The organism is Floridaenema evergladense BLCC-F167, from assembly GCF_041929205.2.
Classification (GTDB): Bacteria; Cyanobacteriota; Cyanobacteriia; order Cyanobacteriales; family Aerosakkonemataceae; genus Floridanema; species Floridanema evergladense.
Window position 1 is genome coordinate 5,047,754 of record NZ_CM171625.1, and the last position, 23,294, is coordinate 5,071,047.

The following is a 23,294-nucleotide window of genomic DNA, read 5'->3' on the forward strand; positions in this document are numbered from 1 at the left end:
CAATTTTCATTTACATTTATATCGCTATTTCTTCTCGGTCATTTGTACTTAGGTTGATATCTGGTTGTTGTTTCTCGATAGTCGCTGCTATTTCAGCTATTGTGGGAAGCTTAAATAACGTCGCTATAGATAACTTGAATGAAAATATCTTTTGTAATCGGGAAATAAGTTGAGTACCGATGAGAGAATCTCCTCCTAATTCAAAAAAGTTGTCATGTATTCCTATTTGGTTGATTCCTAACAATTCTTGCCAAATATTTGCAAGTTCTTGTTCGATCGCATGGCGCGGAGCAATATATGAAGTTTTTAGTTCTGGTCGAAAATGTAGTGATAAAGTAGGTTCTTGTTTCACTACATTTGTTCCTTGTTTAATTCTGGTAGAAAAATCTACTGTCGATACCAAAACTTGTGGTAATTGATGATGCAAAATCCGGCTAAATGCTTCTACACCCTCTGCTGGCAATAGAAAATCTTTGTGCAGCAAATCGGATTTATTTGCTTGTTTTGCTGCCATTCCTACCTCTTGCCATCCATCCCAATTAATTGCTCCGATAAATGTGTTATCTCTGGAACTATTTTGATGAGCAAAAGCATCTAAAAAAGCGTTCGCTGCACAATAATCTACCTGTCCGAATGTGGAGATAATTGAATTCAAAGATGAAAAAAGAACAAAGAAATCTAGTTTACTATCCTTCAACAAAAGATCGAGAATGAGTGTTCCTTTCACTTTAGCAGACATCACATTTTCGGCTTTTTCTCTGGTTTTATGCTGAATAATACTATTTCCCGGAAGACCAGCAGAGTGAATTACTCCATTAATTTTGCCAAATTGTGCGTTGGCTTTTGCGATCGCTGTTTGCATTTGTGATAAGTTGGCGACATCAGCAGTAATTACTAAAACTTTGGCACCTAGTTTTTCTAATTCATAGACTTTGCGAATTTTGCGACTAATGGGTTCTTCTAAATCATGGTTAGCTAACCATTCTTCCCATTCATAACGAGTCGGAAAATTAGTACGTCCTACTAGTATTAATTTACCTCTAACTGTCTGCGCTAAATATTCTGCCAGTGTTAATCCAATTCCTCCCAGTCCTCCTGTAATTAAATAAACTCCGCCTTCTTTTAACCTTTGAATTCCCTGATTTGAGTTCTCTAGTTTGACTGACTCAAAACTTTCTACCCAACGATGTTGTTGGCGGTAAGCAATAATTTGATCGGGAGACTTAAACTTTAATTCTGCTGCTATCTGTTCTATGACTTGCTTTTCTTGTAAGCTTCCTGCTTGAGGAATCACTATGTCAGTAATTCGACAATTGCAGTAAGGATATTCGTAAGGAATAGTTCTGACTGGACCGATTAAAGTTGCTTTTTCAGGACTTAACTCTTCTTCTCCAGTTACGTCCAGCATATTGTTAGACACAACTATTAATTGAATTTCGTCAGTTATATTTTGTTTCCCAAAAGCTTGAGCTAGAAATAGCAGACTGTAAAAACCTAAATCTAAACTTTGGTCAATGACTGAAAGTTCTGATAATGCTTTGGTTTTCTCAGACAAACTCCATAAATGAACGATCGCTTGCGGCATACTCTCCCCAAGTTCTACCAACAAACTTTCGTAATCTTCAGGGTTTTGAGGATTGATAGTGTATAAGTTTTGATTCTCTTTTTTAAATGAATCTCCGATTTTAACAACGATCGCTCTTTGAGCCTTTTCTTGCAGATGTTTTGCTAACTGACTACTTAAGTTGCACTCATTAACAAACATCAAAATGCTATCTTGTACTTCTCTGAGTTGACTAATGGGAAGTGGCGATCTTTTCCAAGATGGAATATAAAACCAATCAGCGATCGCACTTTTTTTACTAAATGTGATTTCCGAGTTACTAGCATCTTTTTTCGGTGCTTCAATCCAATAACGTTGACGCTCGAAAGGATAAGTTGGTAAGGGAAGACGATAACACTCTTGTCGATCGTAAAATTCTGACCAATTTATTTTAGCTCCAGCTAACCAAAGTTGACCTAATGTAGTTAATAAAACGCGATCGTCCGATAGTTCTTCTTGAGGATGACGAAGGGAATTTAAAACTGTTTGTGTCGCTGCTTTTTCTGGATGCCTTTTAGTTAATGTAGTTAGTGTATTTCCTGGCCCCACTTCTAATAAAATTTGTTCAGGTGTTGCCAATAATTTCTCTATCCCCTGAGCAAATAGCACTGTAGAACGCAAATGTTGTGCGTAATATTCAGGATTTGTTGCTTGGGAAACTTTAATCCAAGTTCCAGTTAAGTTGGAAATATAAGGAATTTTGGGACGATTTAAAGTAATTTTTTTGACTTGCTCAAGATATGGTTGCAAAATTGGTTCCATCATCTGAGAATGGAAAGCATGAGAAGTATGCAAACGGCGACATTCAATACCTTGAGCAGCTAACTGATTTTGTAGTGATTCTACTGCTGCTGTTGAACCAGAAACTATACATTGCAACGGTTGGTTAATCGCTGCTAGAGAAAGTTCTTCGTTTAATAAAGATTTTACTTTGTCTTCAGGTAGAGGAACAGAAAGCATTGTTCCCTTCTCAATTTGCTGCATCAGTTTCCCACGAATTGCTACCAGAGATAAAGCATCTTCTAGGGAAAAAACTTCTGCTAGACAAGCTGCTACATATTCACCAATACTATGACCGATCGCAGCTACCGGACGCACTCCCCAAAACTGCCATAATTTTGCTAAAGCATACTCAATCACAAAAATAGCAGTTTGAGCGATCGCTGTTTGTTGCAATTGCTTGGTTGCTTCCTCAGTCTTTTCGGCACTAGGATAAAGTACATGACGCAAATCCAACCCCAATAAAGGTTTAAGAAATTCTGAGCAAAAATCAACTTGTTCTCGAAATATTGCCTCAGTTTTATAAATATCCTTTGCCATGTTTGCATACTGAGAACCTTGACCGGGAAACATAAAAACAACTGACCGTTCTTTAATTTCTGTATGATTAGTAAAAACTTCTTTTGGATCTAAATTACTGAGAGCTTTTACAGCATCTTCTATTTCCCGACAAATTAACATCCTTCGATAATTAAAACCCTGGCGACCAGTGTTCAGAGTAAAAGCCACATCATTTAAATTAAGTTCTGGATGCTCTTTTAAATGCGTCATTAAATTAGTAGTTGCTGAAATGAGGGCATTTTCACTTTTAGCCGAAAGTACCAACAGTTGATAGTTTCTCCCCTGTTTGTCTGTTTCGCTGCTTTCTTTGTCCAACAGAGGAGCTTCTTCTAAAATAACATGAGCATTAGTTCCACCGATGCCGAAAGAACTAACACCAGCACGAAGAGGAATGCAATTAGTTTTCCATTCAGTTAGAGTTGTATTAACATAAAAAGGACTATTAGCAAAATCAATTTTTGGTGATGGTGTTTCAAAGTGCAAACTAGGAGGCAGTTTTTTATGTTGCAATGCTAATACAGTCTTAATTAAACTTGTTACACCTGCTGCTGAATCCAAATGTCCTATATTAGTTTTTACCGAACCGATCGCACAGAAACCTTTTTTATCAGTATTTTGCCTAAAAGCTTGAGTTAAAGCCGCAATTTCAATTGGATCTCCTAAAGGCGTAGCGGTGCCATGAGCTTCGATATAAGAAATAGTTTCGGGATCTACACTTGCTACAGCTTGAGCTTCGCCAATTACTGCTGCTTGACCGTTGATACTAGGAGCAGTATAACCGACTTTTGATGAACCGTCATTATTGATAGCCGATCCTTTAATAATTGCATAGATGTAATCCCGATCGGCGATCGCATCCGGCAATCTTTTCAAAACAACAATACCCACACCACTACCACCAACAATTCCTTGCGCTTTAGCATCAAAAGCACGGCAATGTCCATCAGGAGAAAGAATCATTTCTTCTTGATATAAATACCCGATCTTTTGAGGAATCCTGATCGAAACTCCCCCCGCTAAAGCCATATCACATTCGCCATTCAATAAACTTTGACAAGCTAAATGAACTGCCACTAAAGAAGTAGAACAAGCCGTTTGCACATTCAACGCAGGGCCAGTCAAGTTAAGTTTATAAGCAACTCGCGTTGGCAAAAAATCTTTATCATTTGAAATCCCCAATTGAAAAGAATCAATTGTTTCTAAATAGGGATAAAGATTATTGAACAAGTAACTATTACTACTTACCCCACCATAAACTCCTATCAACCCTTTGTAAGTTTCAGGGTCGTAACCTGCCTTTTCTAAAGCTTCCCAAGCTATTTCTAAAAATAAGCGTTGTTGCGGATCTATAAACTCAGCTTCTTTGGCGCTATAACCAAAGAAATTTGCATCAAATAAATCAACATCTGAAAGTACTCCACTAGCTCTCACATAGTTGGGATTGCTCAATAAATTTTCATCAACGCCAGAGTTTAGTAATTCTTCATCACTAAACCGAGATATAGACTCGACACCATTACAAAGATTGTGCCAAAAAGACTCAATATCGTTTGCTCCGGGAAAGCGACCAGCGAGTGAAATAATAGCTATTTCCGAATTTGTGAATTCATCGTTGTTATTAATTAAATTCATAGTTATTTTTCACTCCTTTTTTGAGAACGATATTGTTGTCTAACTTGCGAACGTTGGTTTCTTGAAGCTTTACTATTGCTGTGAGTTTGGCTGCGATCGTTATCTTCAGATCGAGTTTCTTCTTGTAACTTATCGGTCAAATACTTACTTAAATTATGTATATCTGGATATTTAAACATATCCGTAAGTGGGAATTGCAAATTCAACATTTCTTCCAATTGTTTATTAATTTGCACCATAAGTAATGAATGACCCCCCATCTCGAAGAAATTGTCATAAATTCCCACCTTTTCTAATTTCAGAGCTTTTTGCCAAACCAAAGCAATGATTTTTTCTACCTCTGTTGTTGGCATTACATAATCGTCTTTAGGTTGAATAGTTAGCTCATGTTTTAACAGAGTACGGCGATCGACTTTACCATTAGGAGTTAAAGGCAAAGACTCCAAAATCACAAAAGCACTCGGTATCATGTAATCTGGTAGCTCAACTTTAAGGAATTCCCGCAGTTCACTCACCGTCAGTGCTGTATCTGGTTGTGGCACAATGTAAGCCACCAAACGTTTATCACCAGGGATATCTTCTCTAGCAATTACCACAGCAGCTTGCACTTGATGACATTGACTTAACAAAGCTTCAATTTCGCCCAATTCAATACGGAAACCGCGAATTTTTACTTGATTATCGATCCGTCCCAAGTATTCAATATTCCCATCCGGTAAATAACGAGCTAAATCCCCAGTTTTATACAGTTGTTCACTATTGTCAAAGGGATTAGTGATAAATTTTTCTTGTGTTAATTCTTTCCGATTCAGGTAGCCTCTGGCTAGTCCAGCACCGCCAATATGCAATTCTCCTGGTACTCCTACTGGGACTGGTTGTAAGTAGAAATCGAGAATGTAAACTTGAGTATTAGCTATCGGGCGACCGATCGAAATTCTACCATCGCCATCACCACATTGAGCAATAGTGGCACAAACACTAGCTTCTGTTGGCCCATAAGCATTGAAGAAATGACGACCCACAGACCACTGTTGAATCAGTTGAGCAGCACAAGCTTCACCTGCAACAACGATCGTTTGCAGTGTTGGCAGTTCCGCAACAGGCAGCACTGCTAAAGCCGATGGTGGTAAAGTGACATGAGTAATGGCATCATCTCTTAATCGTTCCATTAACGGCTGACCGGGCATGAAAGAATCTTTGCTCCCCAAATAAAGTGTTGCCCCAGAGCCAAAAGCCATGATAATTTCCGAAATCGAAGCATCAAAACTCAAAGAAGCAAACTGAAGGACACGACTATTTGAATCCAAAGCAAAAGCCTGAATCTGAGCCATAGCTAGATTGCACAATCCCCGATGCTCCACCATTACTCCTTTAGGCTTACCTGTAGAACCAGAAGTATAAATCAAATTAGCCAGATGTGAAGAACTCACTTCACTATTTGGATTATCTTGGGGATTTTGGCTAATTTGTGACCAGATATCATCTAAACAGAGAATGTTTGCTTGGGTGGCGGGTAATTTATCAAGGACTTGCTGTTGTGTGAGTAAAACTTTTACCTGAGAATCATCAAGCATGAATTGTAGACGTTCTTGAGGATATTCTGGGTCAAGAGGAAGATATGCTCCTCCGGCTTTGAGAATCCCTAATAATCCGATTACCATTTCTAGGGAACGTTCTACACAAATCCCTACTAACACATCAGCATCCACACCTAAAGAACGTAGATAATGTGCTAATTGATTGGCTCGATCGTTCAATTGTGAATAAGTCAATTGTTGGTCTTCAAATATTACTGCTACTGCATCTGGTGTCTTTTCTACTTGCTGTTCAAATAATTGATGCAGACATTGATCGATCGGATAATCAGTTTGAGTATCATTCCATTCGACTAATAACTGCTGTTGTTCAGTTGTGGTTAAGATTGGTAATTGCGAAATTGGTGTTTGGGGATTTTCAACGATAGCTGCGAGTAAAGTCTGAAAATGACCCAACATCCGATTGATAGAGTCATACTCAAAACGGTTAGCATCATAACTGATTTTCACCAACAATTGTTCCCCAGGCATCACTACCAGCGTCAACGGATAATTGGTTTGTTCAATTCCCCGGAAATTCGTCAGCGAGAAACCACCATTCGTTTCTAGAGCTTGCCGTTCTATGGGATAATTCTCAAACACCACAATACTATCAAACAAAGCGGTGCCTCTAGGAACATCACTCCATCCTTGGATCTCCACCAAGGAACTATAAGAAAATTGTTCCGACTCAATCAGTTGCGCTTGTAACCCTTTTAACAACTCCAGCAGTTCGGTCTGCTCTGTGATTTCAACCCGCATCGGTAAAGTATTAATAAATAACCCTACCATTGATTCCACACCTGCGATCGCTGCTGGACGACCAGAAACCGTCGCACCAAACACCACATCGAATTCTTGAGAATAGCGAGACAGCAACAGCGCCCATGTTGCCTGTACCAAATTATTTAACGTTAATTGATGTTCCCGGACAAAAGATACTGCCTTAGCCGTCGCTTCCCTACCTAAGTGAAGTTCTTGTTCCCGATAACTCGCTTCTCCAGTGGTTCGACCAGCTAAAGCTTGCTCTATCATTAACGGTGTTGGGGCTGTAAAACCTTGGAGTTTAGTCCGCCAAAAAGCTTCGGCTGGTGCGATTTCTTGTTGTTGCCACCATGCTATGTAGTGACGATAGCTTATCGATGGTCGCGCCTCGACAGTTTTTCCTTGGCTAATTGCTTGATAACTTTGCCACAGGTCTTGAAATACTAAAGGTAATGACCAACCATCCAGTAGTATGTGATGAAAACTCCACGCCAATTGATAAGTATTTGCTTCTAGTTGGATTAGATGTAAGCGCAGTAATGGTGCTTGGGTAAAATCGAACCCAAGCTGTCTTTGTGCTTTGAGAAATGCTTCTAATTCTTGTTGCTGTTGTGATGGGGATAACTCTCGCCAGTCTTGAGTCTGGAGTTTCACTTCTACTTGTCGAAACACTATTTGCACTGGTTGTGGCAAAGATGACCAGACAAAGGCACTGCGGAATACGGAATGATGTGCTACAACTTGTTGCCATGCTTGTTCCAAGGTGGACACATTTATGTTGCCACTCAAGGTGCAAATCATCTGCTCAAAATATACTCCTGATTCTGGTGCAGACAAACTTTCAAACATCATCCCCTGTTGCATGGGTGAGAGGGGATAGATATCTTCAATATTTCGCTTTTGAGTGGCGGTTAATGATAAGTTTGTCCATACTTGCTCTAGTTCGAGTTGATTGAGCTTGATTAATGGGAAATCACTCACTGTATAATCACTGTTTTCTGGGTTGAGACAGTGAGTAATGATTTCTTGCAATGTTGCCACAAATTCTTGGGCGATTTTTTCAATGGTTCGGTGTTGATGAATATTGCTGCTGTATGTCCAATTTATTTGCAAACATTCATTGCTAATTATGGCGTTAATATCCAGTAGTGCCGATCGCTGATTTGCTAAACTTTGGTTATTTCTACTAGCTTCTTTGGCTAGTTGTAATCCAGATGATTGATTGAATGTTTGACTAAATTGACCTAAATAGTTGAAGGTAATTTCTACGATTTTGGCGGCTTTAAATTGCTGGTTAATTTCGGGGTCATCACAGAGATAACGTAGGATTCCGTAGCCGATTCCTTTGTGAGGAATTGCCCGGATTTGTTCTTTGACTGATTTGATGATTGTTCCCCAATCATGTTGGTCTTCTAGCTCTATTAATACTGGAAAAATTGTGGTAAACCAACCGATCGTCCGGGATAAATCTACTTCCCCAATTATTTCTTCTTCTCGCCCGTGTCCTTCTAGGTTGAATAACACTGCTTTGGCGTTAGTCCATTTACTAATTACCCGAACTAAGGCTGTTAATAATATGTCGTTGATTTGGGTTTTATATGCTGCTGGTACTTCTTGGATTAATGCCTGGGTTTGTGTGCCATTTAACGATACACAAATATTTTTGGCTGAGGCTACTGTATTCTCTCCTTGGGAATAGTCTACTGGAATTGGAGAAACTACATCGGATTCTTTTAACCAGTAAGTCAATTCTGATTTTAATTTTTCTGATTGAGCATATTGTTTGAGATGCTTTGCCCAGTCTTGGAATGAGGTGGTTTTGGCTGGAAGTTGGATTGGTTGATTTTGAGTTATTTGTTGGTATGCTGTCTGGAAGTCTTCTAATAATATCCGCCATGATACGCCATCTACTACTAAATGGTGAATGATGATTAGTAGTCTTCCTGGTTGGGATTTTCCTAAGTTAAAATAGGCGATTTGCAGTAGATTTTCTGCTAAATCTAAGCTGGCTTGTATGCGATTGGCTTGTTTTTCAATTTCTGCGGACAGTTCGTCGGTTTCTGCTATATTTGATAAGTCGATTTCGTGAATGGTTATGTCTTCGGTTGGAGTGGCGTGAATTTGTTGCCAACCTGATTGTGTCTGGGTAAATCTTAGTCGCAAGGCATCGTGATGTTTGAGTAGTTCTTGCCAAATTGGTTTGAGGTACTCTGGGTGAAAGTCGGGTGGGGTTGTGAGTAGGAATGATTGATTAAAGTGGTGTGGTTCGGCTGGGTTTTGCTCGAAAAACCACTGTTGAATTGGGGTTAATTCTACTAGTCCTGTGATTAGTCTTTGGGGAATTTGAGTGGTTTTTCTGGTTCCGGCTACTCTGGCTAATTCGGCGATCGTTTGATGGGAAAATATTTGTTTGACTGTTAGTTCTATTCCGGCTTTTTTGGCTCGGCTGATGATTTGGATGCTTAAGATTGAATCCCCTCCGAGTTCAAAGAAGTTATCATGAATTCCGATTTGTTCGACTCGCAAAACTTGTTTCCAAATTGTTGCTAGTGTTTCTTCTTCTGGGGTGCGGGGGGCGATTAGTTTGGTTTCGATTCCTGAACGGGTTTCGGGTTTGGGTAGGGCTTTTCTGTCTATTTTTCCGTTGGGTGTGAGTGGTAAGGTTTCTAAGAATACAAAGGCACTCGGTATCATGTATTCTGGTAACTTGGCTTTTAAGTATTCTCGCAGTTCGTTTATAGTAGGTGTAACTTCGGAATCGGAAACTAGATAAGCAACTAACCTTTTTTCTCCTGAGTTGTCTTCTCTGGCGATGACTACGCTAGATTGCACTTGGGGATGTTGGTTCAAAACTGCTTCTATTTCGCCTAACTCGATGCGGAAACCCCGGATTTTTACTTGGTGGTCGATGCGTCCTAAGTATTCGATGTTGCCGTCGGGTAAGTAGCGGGCTAAATCCCCGGTTTTATACAGTCGTTCACTATTGTCAAAGGGATTAGTGATAAATTTTTCTTTTGTTAATTCTGGACGATTCAGGTAGCCTCTGGCTAGTCCAGCACCTCCAATGTGCAATTCTCCTGGAACTCCAATCGGTACTGGTTGCAGGTAGGAGTCAAGTATATAAATCTGGGTGTTGGCTATGGGTCTTCCTAGTGGTACTGTTGTTAGTTGGCTCTCTTTTTGGCATTGCCAATAGGTTACGTCTATTGCTGCTTCTGTTGGCCCATAAAGATTATGTAATTCGCATCCTAATCGCTCAAAGTATTTTGCTTGTAAGTCCAGCGATAAAGCTTCTCCACTACAAATCACTCGCCGCAAACTCTGACATGGTGCTAAGTTTTCACTTTCCAGAAATACTTGCAACATTGAGGGGACAAAATGCAAGGTGGTTACTTGCTGTTGGGCGATCAAATTTACTAAATATTCTCTATCCCGATGTCCTTCTGGTCGAGCGATAACTAACCGACTACCATTACACAATGTCCAAAAGAATTCCCAAACTGAGACATCAAAGCTAAAGGGGGTTTTTTGCAATACTACATCTTCTGTTGTCAATTGATATGCTTCTTGCATCCATATTAAGCGATTGCAGATGCCTTTGTGGGTGTTCATTGCTCCTTTTGGTTGTCCTGTGGAACCAGAAGTGTAAATTACATAAGCTAAGTTTTCTGGTGCTAATTTACAGATGGGGTTTGACTGACTCCACTGTTGAATTGTTTGCCAGTCTGTATCTAAACAAATTAAGTTTTCTTGGGTGATTTTTAGCTTTTCAAGAAGTCGCTGTTGGGTCAGTATTACGGAAACTTGAGCGTCTTGAAGCATGAATTGTAGACGTTCTTGAGGATATTCTGGGTCAAGAGGAAGATATGCTCCTCCGGCTTTGAGAATCCCTAATAATCCGACTACCATTTCAATAGAACGTTCGACACAAATCCCTACTAACGCATCAGCATCCACACTTAAAGAGCGTAAGTAATGTGCTAGTTGATTGGCGCGATTATTCAATTGTGAATAAGTTAACTGTTGATTTTCAAACACTACTGCTACTGCATCTGGTGTTTTTTCTACCTGTGTTTCAAATAATTGATGCAGACATTTATCAACTGGATAATCAGTTTGAGTATCATTCCATTCGACTAATAACTGCTGTTGTTCAGTTGTGGTTAAGATTGGTAATTGCGAAATTGGTGTTTCAGGATTACCGACAATAGCTTCTAGTAAAGTTTGAAAATGACCTGTCATTCGCTCGATCGTTCTACCATCAAACAAATCTGTATTGTAATTCCACTTTGCTTTCAATGTTCCTGGTAAGTCAAAAATAGTCAAAGTTAAATCAAACGCGGCTCCTGGCTCTCCTGCTATGATTGATTCCACAATTAACCCATCATTTTCCATCAATGAAGCAGTTTCTTGACTTTGATGAGGACGTTCCCAGGCAAGCATTACTTGACATAAAGGTGAATAGCTAGGGTCACGCACAGGTTGCAGTTGTTCTACTAACAACGCAAAGGGGTAATCTTGATGGTCTAGAGCTTCTAGGATACAAGAACGCGATCGTCCAAGTAACTCTTGAAACGTCGGATTTCCTGACAAGTCAGTTCGCAAAACCACCGGATTGGTAAAATAACCCACCACCCGTTCAAATTCACTGCGGTTGCGATTCACTGTCGGCGAACCAATTAAAATATCCTCTTGATCTGTATAACGTAGTAATAATAATTGTAAACCTGCTAAGAAAACTGTGTATAAAGATGTACCTTCCTGCTGAGCCAATTGGGTCAGCTTTTGCGTCAGTTCTTCTTCAATAGTAAAAAAGTGGTTGGCACCATTATAGGTTTGAATTGCAGGTCTGGGTCTATCCGTTGGTAAATTCAGGAGTGGCAACTCCCCGGAAAGTTTTCGGAGCCAATAATTATATAAATCCTCCCCAATTTTACCCGCAAGCATTTGCCTCGACCAGATCGCATAATCGCGATACTGGCAATTTTGTGCAGGTAGTTGGGGTGTTTTACCTGCGGTAATTGCTTCATATAAAATCTTTAATTCACTAACAACAATTTCTAATGACCAAAAATCCGTAATTATATGATGTGCCGCAAGCGAAAAAATATATTCTTTAGTGATTTCAGTATTATTTTTTCGATCATTCACTAACAAATGAAAGCGAGATGATTCCCCATTTTCTAAATTAAAAACATGACTGCTTTCTTCTAGGAGTAAATTATTTATTTCATCTTTACTAGCATCAAAAATCTCTTGAACAGTAAAACAAACGGGTTGATTTTCCCGCACAGTCTGCATTGGTTTGTCATTGATTGTGGTAAAAGTAGTGCGAAAAACTGGATGGCGTTCAACTAGAAGTTGGCAAGCTTGTTTGAGAGCCGGAATATTTAAATTGTTAACTAATTTGGCTGCATAAGTGACGTTATAAGCAACACTGTTCGGTGCTAATTGATAAAGAAACCACAGAGCTTCTTGACCGTAAGAGAGGGGATATGTTGCCAGATTATCAGTACTTTTTCCTAAAATTTGGATAATTTCTGACTTGTATTGTTTGATTTGCGTCAGTAAATCAGGAGTTAATACCTTTTCCGGTGCTCGGTAACGCAGTTTGTCTTCATCAACCCAGAGTTCAACATTCTTGGCAGACAGATGTTGTAGAAGCTTAGTTAAATTCATAATTCTCCTTCAATCCAATTGTTTTTGTTTTGATTTGATGTAATAGTAGGTACAATTTCTACTGAGGAAATACTTTTTTCATCAACAATTTGTTGGCGGATAAATTGAGTTAAATCAACGACACTAACTCCATCCAAGAATTTAGTGATGGGGATATTAATCTCTAACTCTGCTCGACAGCGATTTCTTAACTCTACAACCATGAGAGAGTCAAGTCCCATTTTGTTTAAAGGCTCATCAATATCTAACTTAGATGTAGTTATTCCTAAGACTTTGGCAATGCGCTCCCGTAGGTAAGTTATTAAATCAGACTGATGGACTTTCTCAGGAGCAGATTGGATAAAATTAGCGAAAAATGGGGATTGACTGTTTAAATGCTGCCAATTTATTGGTAAAACTGCCACTTGTGCCGAAGATTGATTCAACAACTGCTCTAAAACTGCTAAACCTTGTTCAGGAGAGATAACACCAATACCCATTGCTTGTAAACGTTGAGTATCCCGACTCTCTAATTTAGCTGCCATTCCCACTTCACCCCAAGGCCCCCAGTTAATAGTTAAGGCGGGGAGATTGAGCGATCGCCGATAATGAGCTAAAGTATCGAGAAAAGCATTAGCCGCTGCATAATTTCCTTGCCCCACAGACCCAATCACCGAACTTATCGAAGAAAAACAGACAAAAAATTCCAACGGACAATCTTGAGTCAAACAATGAAGATGCCATGCACCAGACACTTTTGCCGCCATCACTCGCTCAAAGCGTTCTTTTGATTGCTGCTGCAAGACTCCATCATCCAAAACTCCAGCCGCATGAATAATTCCTCTAAGTGGCGGTAGTTGCGTGCGAATTTTTTGCAGAACTTCAACTACCTGAGTACTTTGAGAAACATCTGCTTTGAGCACCTCCACTTTTATACCTGATTGTTCCCAATCTCTAATCCGTTCTTGTACTTCTGGAGAAGGTGTACTTCTTCCAGTTAACACTATTTGTTGTACTCCTTTTTCCACCAACCATTCAGCCACCTCTAAACCTAATGCACCTAATCCACCAGTAATCAAATAACTCCCATTTGCTTTGATAGATAATGGTTCTTTTGTTGCACTTACTGGAGGCATTGATATTACTACTTTACCGAAATGCTTGCCACTAGCTACATAACGGAAAGCATCCACTACTTTTTCCAGGGAATATACTGTTGGTGGTAAAGGCTGAAGAATACCTGTTTCAAACTTCTCTGTCAACTGGTTTAACATCATACGTATTAAACCCGGTTGACTGTAGTTAACTTCCCCTAAATCAAAGGGAAAATAGGAAACATCTTCTCTAATTGTTTTAACTTGGCTCTCATTCCAAATGCCTAATTTACCAATTTCGATAAATCGCCCTTGGTGAGCTAATACCTCTAAATTTTTGGGAATATATTCTCCATTCAAACTATTAAGAACAATATCTACTCCTTTTCCTTGTGTCAGTTTCATCACTTGTTCGGCAAAGTCTAAGCTGCGGGAGTTGATTAGGTGTTTAACTCCCATTGCTTTGAGTATTTCCCACTTTTGTAATCCAGCGGTGGCGAATACTTCTGCACCTGTAGCGAGTGCGATTTGAACTGCGGCTAAACCTACACCTCCTGCGGCAGAATGAATTAAGATTCGTTCTCCTGGTTGAATTTTGGCTAGATGATTTAAACCGTATTCTGCGGTGAGAAATGCGATCGGAATCGTCACACTTTCAATGAAACTTAAGTTCTTGGGCTTTTTAACTACCGTTCCTATTGGTAAAGTGATAAAACTGCTCAAGGCATCGTGAGTGGTAGCAAATGCCATCACTTCATCCCCAACTTGCAAGTCAGAAACATTCTCTCCCACAGCAACAACAACACCCGCACATTCCAAACCATAAGTTAAATCGCTAATCTGAGTAATTCCCATCTGTTCGGCATAATATTCTTTCAGCATTCCCAAAGCATTAAGTACATCTCGAAAATTAATCGGAGTAGCTTGCACTTGAATTTTTACTTCGTTTGCTTGTGGAGTGCGAGGTGTCATTTCTATGAGGAATAAATTATCCAAAACTCCATATTCAGATAACTTTAATTGCACAGATTTTTGTTTGGTAGATTCGCTTTGATGTCGCACCAATCTAGCAATATATCGCTGATTCTGACGGTAGGCGATTTGGTTTTCTGTATCTGGTGCGGCTAACTCTAACAATAATGCTTGCAAGTTATGTTCTGTGGTTGCTTGGGCAGATAAGTCTAATCTAGTACATTGTAATTCGGGATATTCTAAAGCAATGACTCGACCTAATCCCCACAAACTAGAACCATTTAGGTTAACTGATTGGGGTATTGTTGTTACTGCTTGAGTTCCTTTTGTCACCAGCCATAAATGTGGAGCTTTTTCCCAATTTTGTTGCTGAACTGCTTGGACTAAATGTAAAACGCTCGAACAATTTTTTACTTCTTTTACTTCTGGTTGGTGAGTTGAAATACTCCACAAGTGAACAATGTTGAATGATTGTTTGATATTGATGTTTTCAGTTAACAGTTTTTGGAAGTGACTTGGTTGATGGGGATTAATTTGATAATGTTGTTCGTCTATTTTCTCGTAGCTTACACCAGCAGATACTAATATGCAATTAGCTCCTTGGAGTTGCAATTTTTTGGCTAATTGTTGCCCTAGTCCTTCCGAATCAATTAAAATCAACCAGTTCTCTGGCATCTTAGTATTAGATGTTTTTTCAGGGACTAGTTGCCATTCTATTTCATACAACCAGTCGGTAATTTTTGACTCAAGTGAATGGAGTAATAATTTAGGATTGACTTTTTTGGCTTCTACGCCAACAATTTCTGCAATTACTTGTCCGTTAATCTCAAATAGTGTGAAATCGATTAAATGGGCGTTTTCCCTTTGTCTTTGCAGCGCATGACACCATAATTGCTCTGTTGTTGGACTTTGGTAGAATCGGAAGTTTTCTATGGCAAAGGGTACATAAGTTTCTTCACTAGGTAGGAAAAGGCTTGCCATTTGTAAACAAGAGTCTATTAAACCTGGATATAATTGATAATCTGCTAAACTATCTACCCAATCGAGCCATTTCATTTGGGCTAAGGCTTCTTTTTCGCCACACCAAATACTATCAAGCCACTGGAAGCTTGCACCCATTTGAATTTGTCGCTTTTGCCAACTTTGGTAAATTTCTGACCCAGCTATTTGTTTAGTGCAACGGGCTTTGATTTCTAGAATAAAGTTAGTTTCTACTTGTTTAGTATTACCAATTTTACCGATTTCTCCTGTAGCATGAACTAGCCATTCATTTACCTGATTGGTATCGTTTGATTCGGGAATAAAACTGATAAGTTGAAAGGAAGTTTGGCTTTCTTTTGCTGTGATGAGTAATTGGAGTTTACGAGTTTTTCCTTCTGGAATTACTAGCGGTTGAGGGAAGATAATATTTTTAATAATAAATGCCTCACTACCAAGAGTTAATTTGGCTGCACCTAACAATAAGGAGAGATGAGAGGCTCCTGGGACGATGACTTGGTTGTAAATTAAATGGTCTAATAAGAATGGTTGATTTTCCGTGTTAAAGTCAGACTCAAAGAGGTTTTCTTTGCTTAAAGGCAACTGAAGTTTTTTGTCTAGTAATGGGTGTAGTTTTGGGAAGTTTTGTTGTCTTTGAGAACCAGAAGGTTTGTTGTCAATCCAATAACGCTGTCTTTGCAAGGGATAGTTGGGTAAAATTACTTTGTTTCTGGGATAGTGGCGATCGAATTCTGACCAATTTACCTTTAATCCAGCAACATATAATTGAGCTAAACTAGCAAGCATTTGTTGCCATTCGTTCATCCCTGGACGCAATGAAGGCAACCATATTCCTGTGTTTTCTAGCAAACATTCCCGTCCCATTCCTAATAAGATTGGTTTTGCCCCTATCTCTAAAAATATTTCATGTTTTAGCTGATTTAATGTTTCCATACTCCGGGTAAATTGCACGGGTTGAATAATATGATTTACCCAATATTTTGCTGTATTAATGTTTTCATCAGCTAGGTTTCCGCTGAGGTTAGAAATGATGGGTATTTCCGGTTGATTGTAGGTGATGCTGTTAGCTATTTGCTCAAATTCTGCTAACATTGGTTGCATTAATGGGGAATGGAAGGCATGGGAAACTTCTAATTTTTTGGTTTTTATATTTTCTTTTGCAAGTTCTTCAACAATAGTTTTTAGGTCTTGGCTAACTCCAGAGATGACGATGCTTTGAGGACTGTTGATGGCAGCAATAGCTACTCTTTCACCATAATTTGTGATAATTTTCCTAATTTTTTCTTCGGAAGCTATCAGTGAAACCATCTCGCCTCCTGCGGGCAATTGTTGCATTAATTTGCCCCGATAAGCAATGAGTTTTAGTGCTGATTCTAAACTAAATACTCCAGCGACACAAGCAGCAACATATTCGCCAACGCTGTGTCCCATGACTATGTTTGGTGTGATTCCCCAAGATTTCCACAGTTGATACAAAGCATATTCAATAGCAAATAATGCAGGTTGAGTATAGGCAGTTTGATTTAATGTTTCTGCTTCGGTTTCTGGGGCATAAATTATCTCTAATAATGATTTTTCCAGATAGGGAAGTAGTATTTCATTGCATTGTTCTAATGTTTGGCGAAAAACTGGTTGAGTGTCGTAAAGCTGCCGCCCCATGTTGAGATATTGTGAGCCTTGTCCAGAGAATAAAAAGGCGATTTTTGATGGTTTTTTCGGGGATAAAGATGGAATTTTTACATCAGTTATTTGCTCGATTAATTGTTTTTTCGATTCAGCAACAAAGGCGAGACGACGCTCAAAATGTTCTCTTCCTGTGTTGGCTGTGTAGCAAATATCTGCTAAAGAAAGTTCAGGATTTGATATTAAATATTCTCGATAATTTTGTTGTAATTTGGTTAATGCTTGGTCAGTTTTGGCTGAGAGGGTAAGTAAGTGAACTGGACGCTCAATTTGACTTTTTATTGGTGCTGTTTCTGGTGCTTCTTCTAATATTACGTGAGCATTTGTTCCGCCAATTCCTAAAGAGTTTACTCCCGCACGTCGCGGATAACCGGAAGTTTGCCAATCTTTTAAAGTGGTGTTGACATAAAAAGGAGTGTTGGGTAAATCTAACTGCGGATTTGGTTGTTCAAAATGTAGGCTGGGGGGAATTTGTTTGTGGTAAACTGCGAGGACGGTTTTGATAAATCCGGCGATGCCAGAGGCGATTTGCAAATGACCGATGTTGGTTTTTACTGAACCTATACCACAAAAGTTTTTTGCTTGGGTACTGGCGCGAAATGCTTGGGTTAATCCGGTGATTTCGATCGGATCTCCCAGCGGTGTTGCAGTTCCGTGCGCTTCAATATATCCTATAGTCTCAGGGTCAATTTGTGCCATTGAAATTGCTTGCGTCGCTACAGAGGTTTGACCATCGCCATTAGGAGCCATGTAGCCAACTTTCGATGCCCCATCGTTATTAATAGCAGAGCCTTTGATAACTGCATAGATGTGGTCATTGTCTGCTAAAGCGTCTTCCAATCTTTTTAATAGCACCATTCCGGCACCACTACCAAAGATAGTCCCTTGCGCTTTGGCATCAAATGCCCGACAATGACCATCTGGTGTGACAATCATTCCTTCTTGATATAAATGACCAACTTTTTGTGGTACGTGAATCGAAACTCCACCCGCTAAAGCCATATCACTTTCGCCACTCAGTAAGCTGGCGCACGCCATGTGAACTGTTACTAAAGATGTGGAACAAGCGGTTTGCACATTTACACTGGGGCCTGTAAGATTGAGTTTGTAAGAAATTCTGGTGGTGATGTAATCTTTATCATTAGCAACCATCATTTGCAAGCCACCCATTGAGTCCATTGTGGCGATTTGCAAGTTATCATTAATGTCAAGTTTGTGGCGGTTGGGATAAATGTTATTTAGTAAATAAGTGTTCATGACGGCACCTGCATAAATGCCGATCGCACCAGTATAATTAAAAGGATTATACCCGGCATCTTCTAAACTTTCCCAGGCACATTCGAGTAAAAGACGCTGTTGCGGGTCAATTAATTCGGCTTCTCTGCTACTATATCCAAAAAAGTCGGCATCAAAGGTTTCTACATCTGATAAGATTGGTTTGGCTTTGACGTAGTTAGGATTTTTTACTACTTTTGGATCTATCCCAGAGGCTATTACTTCTTCTTCGCTGAAAAAGGCAATTGATTCTACGCCATTGGCTAAGTTTTGCCAAAATTCGTTAATGTTGTTAGCACCGGGAAAACGACAAGACATTCCAATTACGGCAATATCTGATGTACCTATTTTGTGAAGAGAACTGCGAACTTGAGCCCGTTTTTGTCCTTGTTTTACTGATGGTGATTCAGTTTGTCCTTGATTTAAATATTTGGCTAAACTGCTAATACTGGGATATTTAAACATATCCACTATGGACAGTGGGATTTGAAAGAATTCTTGCAATTTGCTTTGAACTTGTACCAAAAGTAATGAATGTCCGCCAAGTTCAAAGAAGTTGTCATTGACGCTGATTTCTGGTAATTGTAAAACTTCTTGCCAAATTTTTGCTATTTGAGTTTCTATTTCATTTAGGGGTTGTGCTGACTGGGTTTTCTCTTGACTGAAATCGCCTTTAATCAGTTTTTCTCGGTCAATAATGCCTGTTTTAGTTAAGGGCATTTCTGCTAATTGTACCAAGTTACAGGTTGTGGGTGTTCCAAAACGGTCTTTGATTACCCAATTCGATGTAAGTTCTAAAGAAATGTGGTTTTTAGCTGTAAAATAACCTGTTAATTTTTCTAAGGAATAGGTGTCGTCTACATATTTACGAATATTCCGGTTACTTCCATTCAATCCGATTAATAAATGGGTTTGGTTGTAGCGCAATCCTATTAGTAAGGAGTACAATCCTTGTTGGGGAGTTATGGAATAATAGCCTTTAGTTTGTGCTATTTTTACTCTTCGATCGTCTTGACTAATGCCTATTCCATCCCAAAGACTCCAACTAAAACAATAGCTTTTTAGTCCTAGTTTGCTTCGTTGATAATGGGTGAAACTTTCTAAAAATTGATTGGCTGCAACATAAGCGCCGACTGTTGCACCGCCTAAGAAATTACTGACTGAAGCGAAGTTAATTAAAATTGCTTGGGGGTTTTCTTTGAGGATTTGATTGAGTACCCAAGTTCCGTTTACTTTTGCTTTTAATGCGGTTGACCAAGTTTCGGGGGTTTCTTCAATTAGCGATCGCTCTTGATAACTCCCTGCTAAATGCAGTATACCATCAAGTTGACAATTCCAGCGAGTTTTGGCTTCTTGAATTATTTCTTGTAATCTCAGTAAATCACAAACATCCACTGCTTCATAAGCAATTTCTGACCCTAGTTTTTTCAGTTCTTCATAAGCGGTAATTTTTTCCGATGTTACTTTTGATAAGGGAGTTCTCCCAATTAATAAAAGCTTGGTTTGATAATTTTTGAGTAAAGATTTGGCAATTTCTATACCAACACCACTTAAACCGCCGCTAATTAAGTACATTCCTCCCTGTTTAAAGGTGATTTGTGGGGAATTTTCTGGGTGAAATTCTACTTTTTCTAGTCGAGAAATTAACCTAATTCCTTGGCGATAAGCTACTTCGGTTTCTTTGGAGACAACCTGCATTTCTTGGATTAGGCGATCGGCATTTTCCGCCGTTTCATCTATACTTAAGTCAATATGACGAGTCGTTAAGTTAGCGATTTCTTGCTCTATAACTTTAACTAACCCAATCATCGGAGATTTTTGATAGGCAATTTGGTCGGTTTCTCCAGTAAATTGACTATAAGTCGAAGCTACTAATAATTGAATATTCCCTTGATTGTTTTGGTTTTTGTTTAAGGCTTTAATCAAGTCAAGTAAACTGTAAACTCCCGGAACTTGAGAAGATTCTAAAGTTTCTGTACTGGTAATTTCTTCTGAATTGTTATCATAAGTCCACAGATGAATAATTTGATTAATTTGCCAATCTCTCGCCTTTAAATCAGATAGTAATTGCTGATAATGTTCGGGGTTATTTGGGTTGATTTGATATTGATTAGAACTTACTTGCTTAAATTCGGTTCCGATTTCAATTCCGAAATATGAATGACCTTGTTTTTCCAATTCTCTAGCCAAACATTCTCCTAATCCTAACTTATCTAAGAATATTAAAATGTTGCTTGGTTTGCTGGCAATTATTAGCTTATTTGGTTGTTTTGGTTGCCAAATTTTCTGATAGAACCAATCTGGTAGTAAGTTGGGATTTTCTAAGTTAATTCCTAGTTGTTGAATTATACTATCAAATTCTCCGGCTTCAAAACGTTTGGCTAATTGCGATCGTTGAATCTTGCCAATATCCGTTTTAGGAATTGCTTCTTTTTTAACTGGAATAATATAATTCGGGTTGACTCCCACATTTTTAACTACTGCACCCCGAATCTTTTTAATCAAATCTTTGAGTTGAGTTTTATCAGAGATATAACTATGGAAAAATATTGCTAATTGATCGGCATTATTTCCCGCAATTTGCACCGCACAAGCAGCTGTATAGGAAACTTCTACTCTCTCGACTTCTTCGACAACGGATTCTATTTCATGGCTGTAATAGTTGATTCCATTAATAATAATATCATCTTTATCTCTCCCGGTTAAGACAATCTTTCCTGCTTTTATATAGCCGATATCTCCTGTATTAAACCACCCATCTTCGGTAAAGGCTTCTTGATTTTTTTGCGGATTTTGGTAGTATCCAGATGTTACTGATAATCCTTTAACTTGGAATTTTCCAATTATTCCTTCTGCAACTATTTGATTATTGTCATCTGTAATTCTAATTGATGCTCCAGGAATGGGTAAACCCAACTCTACAAATGACATTTCATCTGAGGAATTTTCTAAGGTAAATCCTTCCGACCAAGTTATTCCCGAACAAGTTTCTGACATTCCAAATGCGGGACGAATCGCATTAGTTGGTAGACCATAAGGTTGGAAAAGTTTGATAAAGTTGCGTGCTATTTTGGGGACTATTTGCTCTCCGGCATTAACCAAAAATCTCATAGAAGATAAATTCCAAGATTTCTGATTTATCTGTGTCGCCCGGTCATTGAGTAAGGAAAAAGCAAAGTTTGGTGCCCAGGAAATTGAGGCTTTGTGCTGTTGAATTAATTCTAACCAGCGCAGTGGATTTTGCAGAATATATTCTGTAGGTATATGGATTTGTTTACATCCTAAATCTACTGCCATTAGTCCTAAAAATACGATCGCGCCAACGTGCTCTAATGGCATCCAATTCAAGATAATATCTTGATGGTTAAATTGATTCATTTGGGCGGTACCAGCAGTCATACTTAACAAACTGCGATGACTTTGCATGACAGCTTTTGGAGTGCCTGTGCTACCGGAAGTTAGCAATAGCAGTGCTAAATCTTCTGGGTGGCTTTGATGAATATTACTATCTGGTTCGTTCTGGCGTAAGTTATCTACTGTCTCAATTTTAAATCTTTCTTGTATATTTAATAATTTTGGTAATTTCTCAATATCGGCAGCTAATTTTGTACTTGTCAAAATCAGCGGTTTGTCTAGCATTTCATAAGCTTTATGCAGTTTGCTGACAGTGTTGTTAATTTGTTCGTAGGTAGGTGCAATGGCAATTGGTACCGGAATAAATCCACCTAATATACAGCCCCAAAATGCGGGAATAAAATCTTGACTTCCGTCAATTTGAAATATTATTTTGTCTTGGGGGTTTACACCTAACTTTCTTAATCCAGCTAAGATTTTTTGTGCGTCTAATAGTAATTCTTTATAAGTTTGAATAGTCTCTGAACCGTCAGCATGAATATACACTAACTGTTTTTCTGCCCATTGATGGGCGGCTGTTTCTAAAACTTGGGCAAGTATTGTGGGGGCATTTTTTTTTGGTTTTAGTTCTCCTCCATGACTGATTGCTTGTTGGTTTTCCGAGGCGTTTTGCTTGTTAGTTTCGCGATCAAATCTGGTTAATTTTTGGGAAGTTGCAATACTTTTACAGTCGGGAAGTATGTCTGATAGTCGCAGTGATTCTTGAGTTTTAATTTCTTCAGTAATTACTACTGCTACTTGCTCAACTTCTGGTATAGTTTTAATTTGCTTTGTCCATTTTTCTTCTAATCCATTGTCTGTGATTTCTAGCTGCTCTAGAATTGTTTTGTCTATCTCTCCAGTTACAGTTAATGGTAAAGTTGAGATGGGAACGATCGCCTTTGGAATTGCTTCTTTTGGCAGAATTGTTTCTAAATTAGGCAACAATAGTTCCCTTGTAAATTTACCTACTGGAACTACATAAGCTACTAATTCTAGTTGGAAATCTTCTGTTTTCCGTTCTATTAGCACACAATCTTCTACCAGATCACTCGATTGGATAGCTTGGGCTATTTCTTGATATTTCATTTTTGTTTGATTGGAATAGGTAAAAGATTGACTACAGTAATTATCTATCTGCATTAGCTAAATCTCCTTTAAATCTTGTTAAAGATTTATATACATTTAGTTTTAGGGTTGATATCAACAAGGACTATTGTGCGAACATATAAATTTTCCTTTATCATACCTTTCTTATCATTAATTGTTACTCATTTGGGTGAATTAGTCAACACAAGTGTAGAA

Annotated in this window: 3 protein-coding genes; all 3 read right to left on the reverse strand. The window is 38.7% G+C overall.

What is annotated here, in order from left to right:
* Window positions 1–16: 16 nt before the first annotated feature.
* Genes ACE1CA_RS24615 through ACE1CA_RS24625 form a run of 3 tightly spaced genes read right to left on the reverse strand, consistent with a single transcriptional unit; the run spans window position 17 to window position 23,078 of the window.
* Complete coding sequence (locus ACE1CA_RS24615) at window positions 17–4,576, reverse strand: type I polyketide synthase (RefSeq protein ID WP_413280114.1); 4,560 nt, start codon at window positions 4,574–4,576, stop codon at window positions 17–19.
* Window positions 4,577–4,578: 2 nt separating this feature from the next.
* Complete coding sequence (locus ACE1CA_RS24620) at window positions 4,579–12,594, reverse strand: amino acid adenylation domain-containing protein (protein ID WP_413280115.1); 8,016 nt, start codon at window positions 12,592–12,594, stop codon at window positions 4,579–4,581.
* Window positions 12,591–23,078 carry an SDR family NAD(P)-dependent oxidoreductase gene (locus ACE1CA_RS24625; protein ID WP_413280116.1) on the reverse strand — a complete coding sequence of 3,496 codons (10,488 nt, stop codon included), beginning with the start codon at window positions 23,076–23,078 and terminating at the stop codon, window positions 12,591–12,593. Before ACE1CA_RS24625 ends, ACE1CA_RS24620 begins: the two co-directional genes overlap by 4 nt.
* Between the last annotated feature and the right edge of the window lie 216 nt (window positions 23,079–23,294).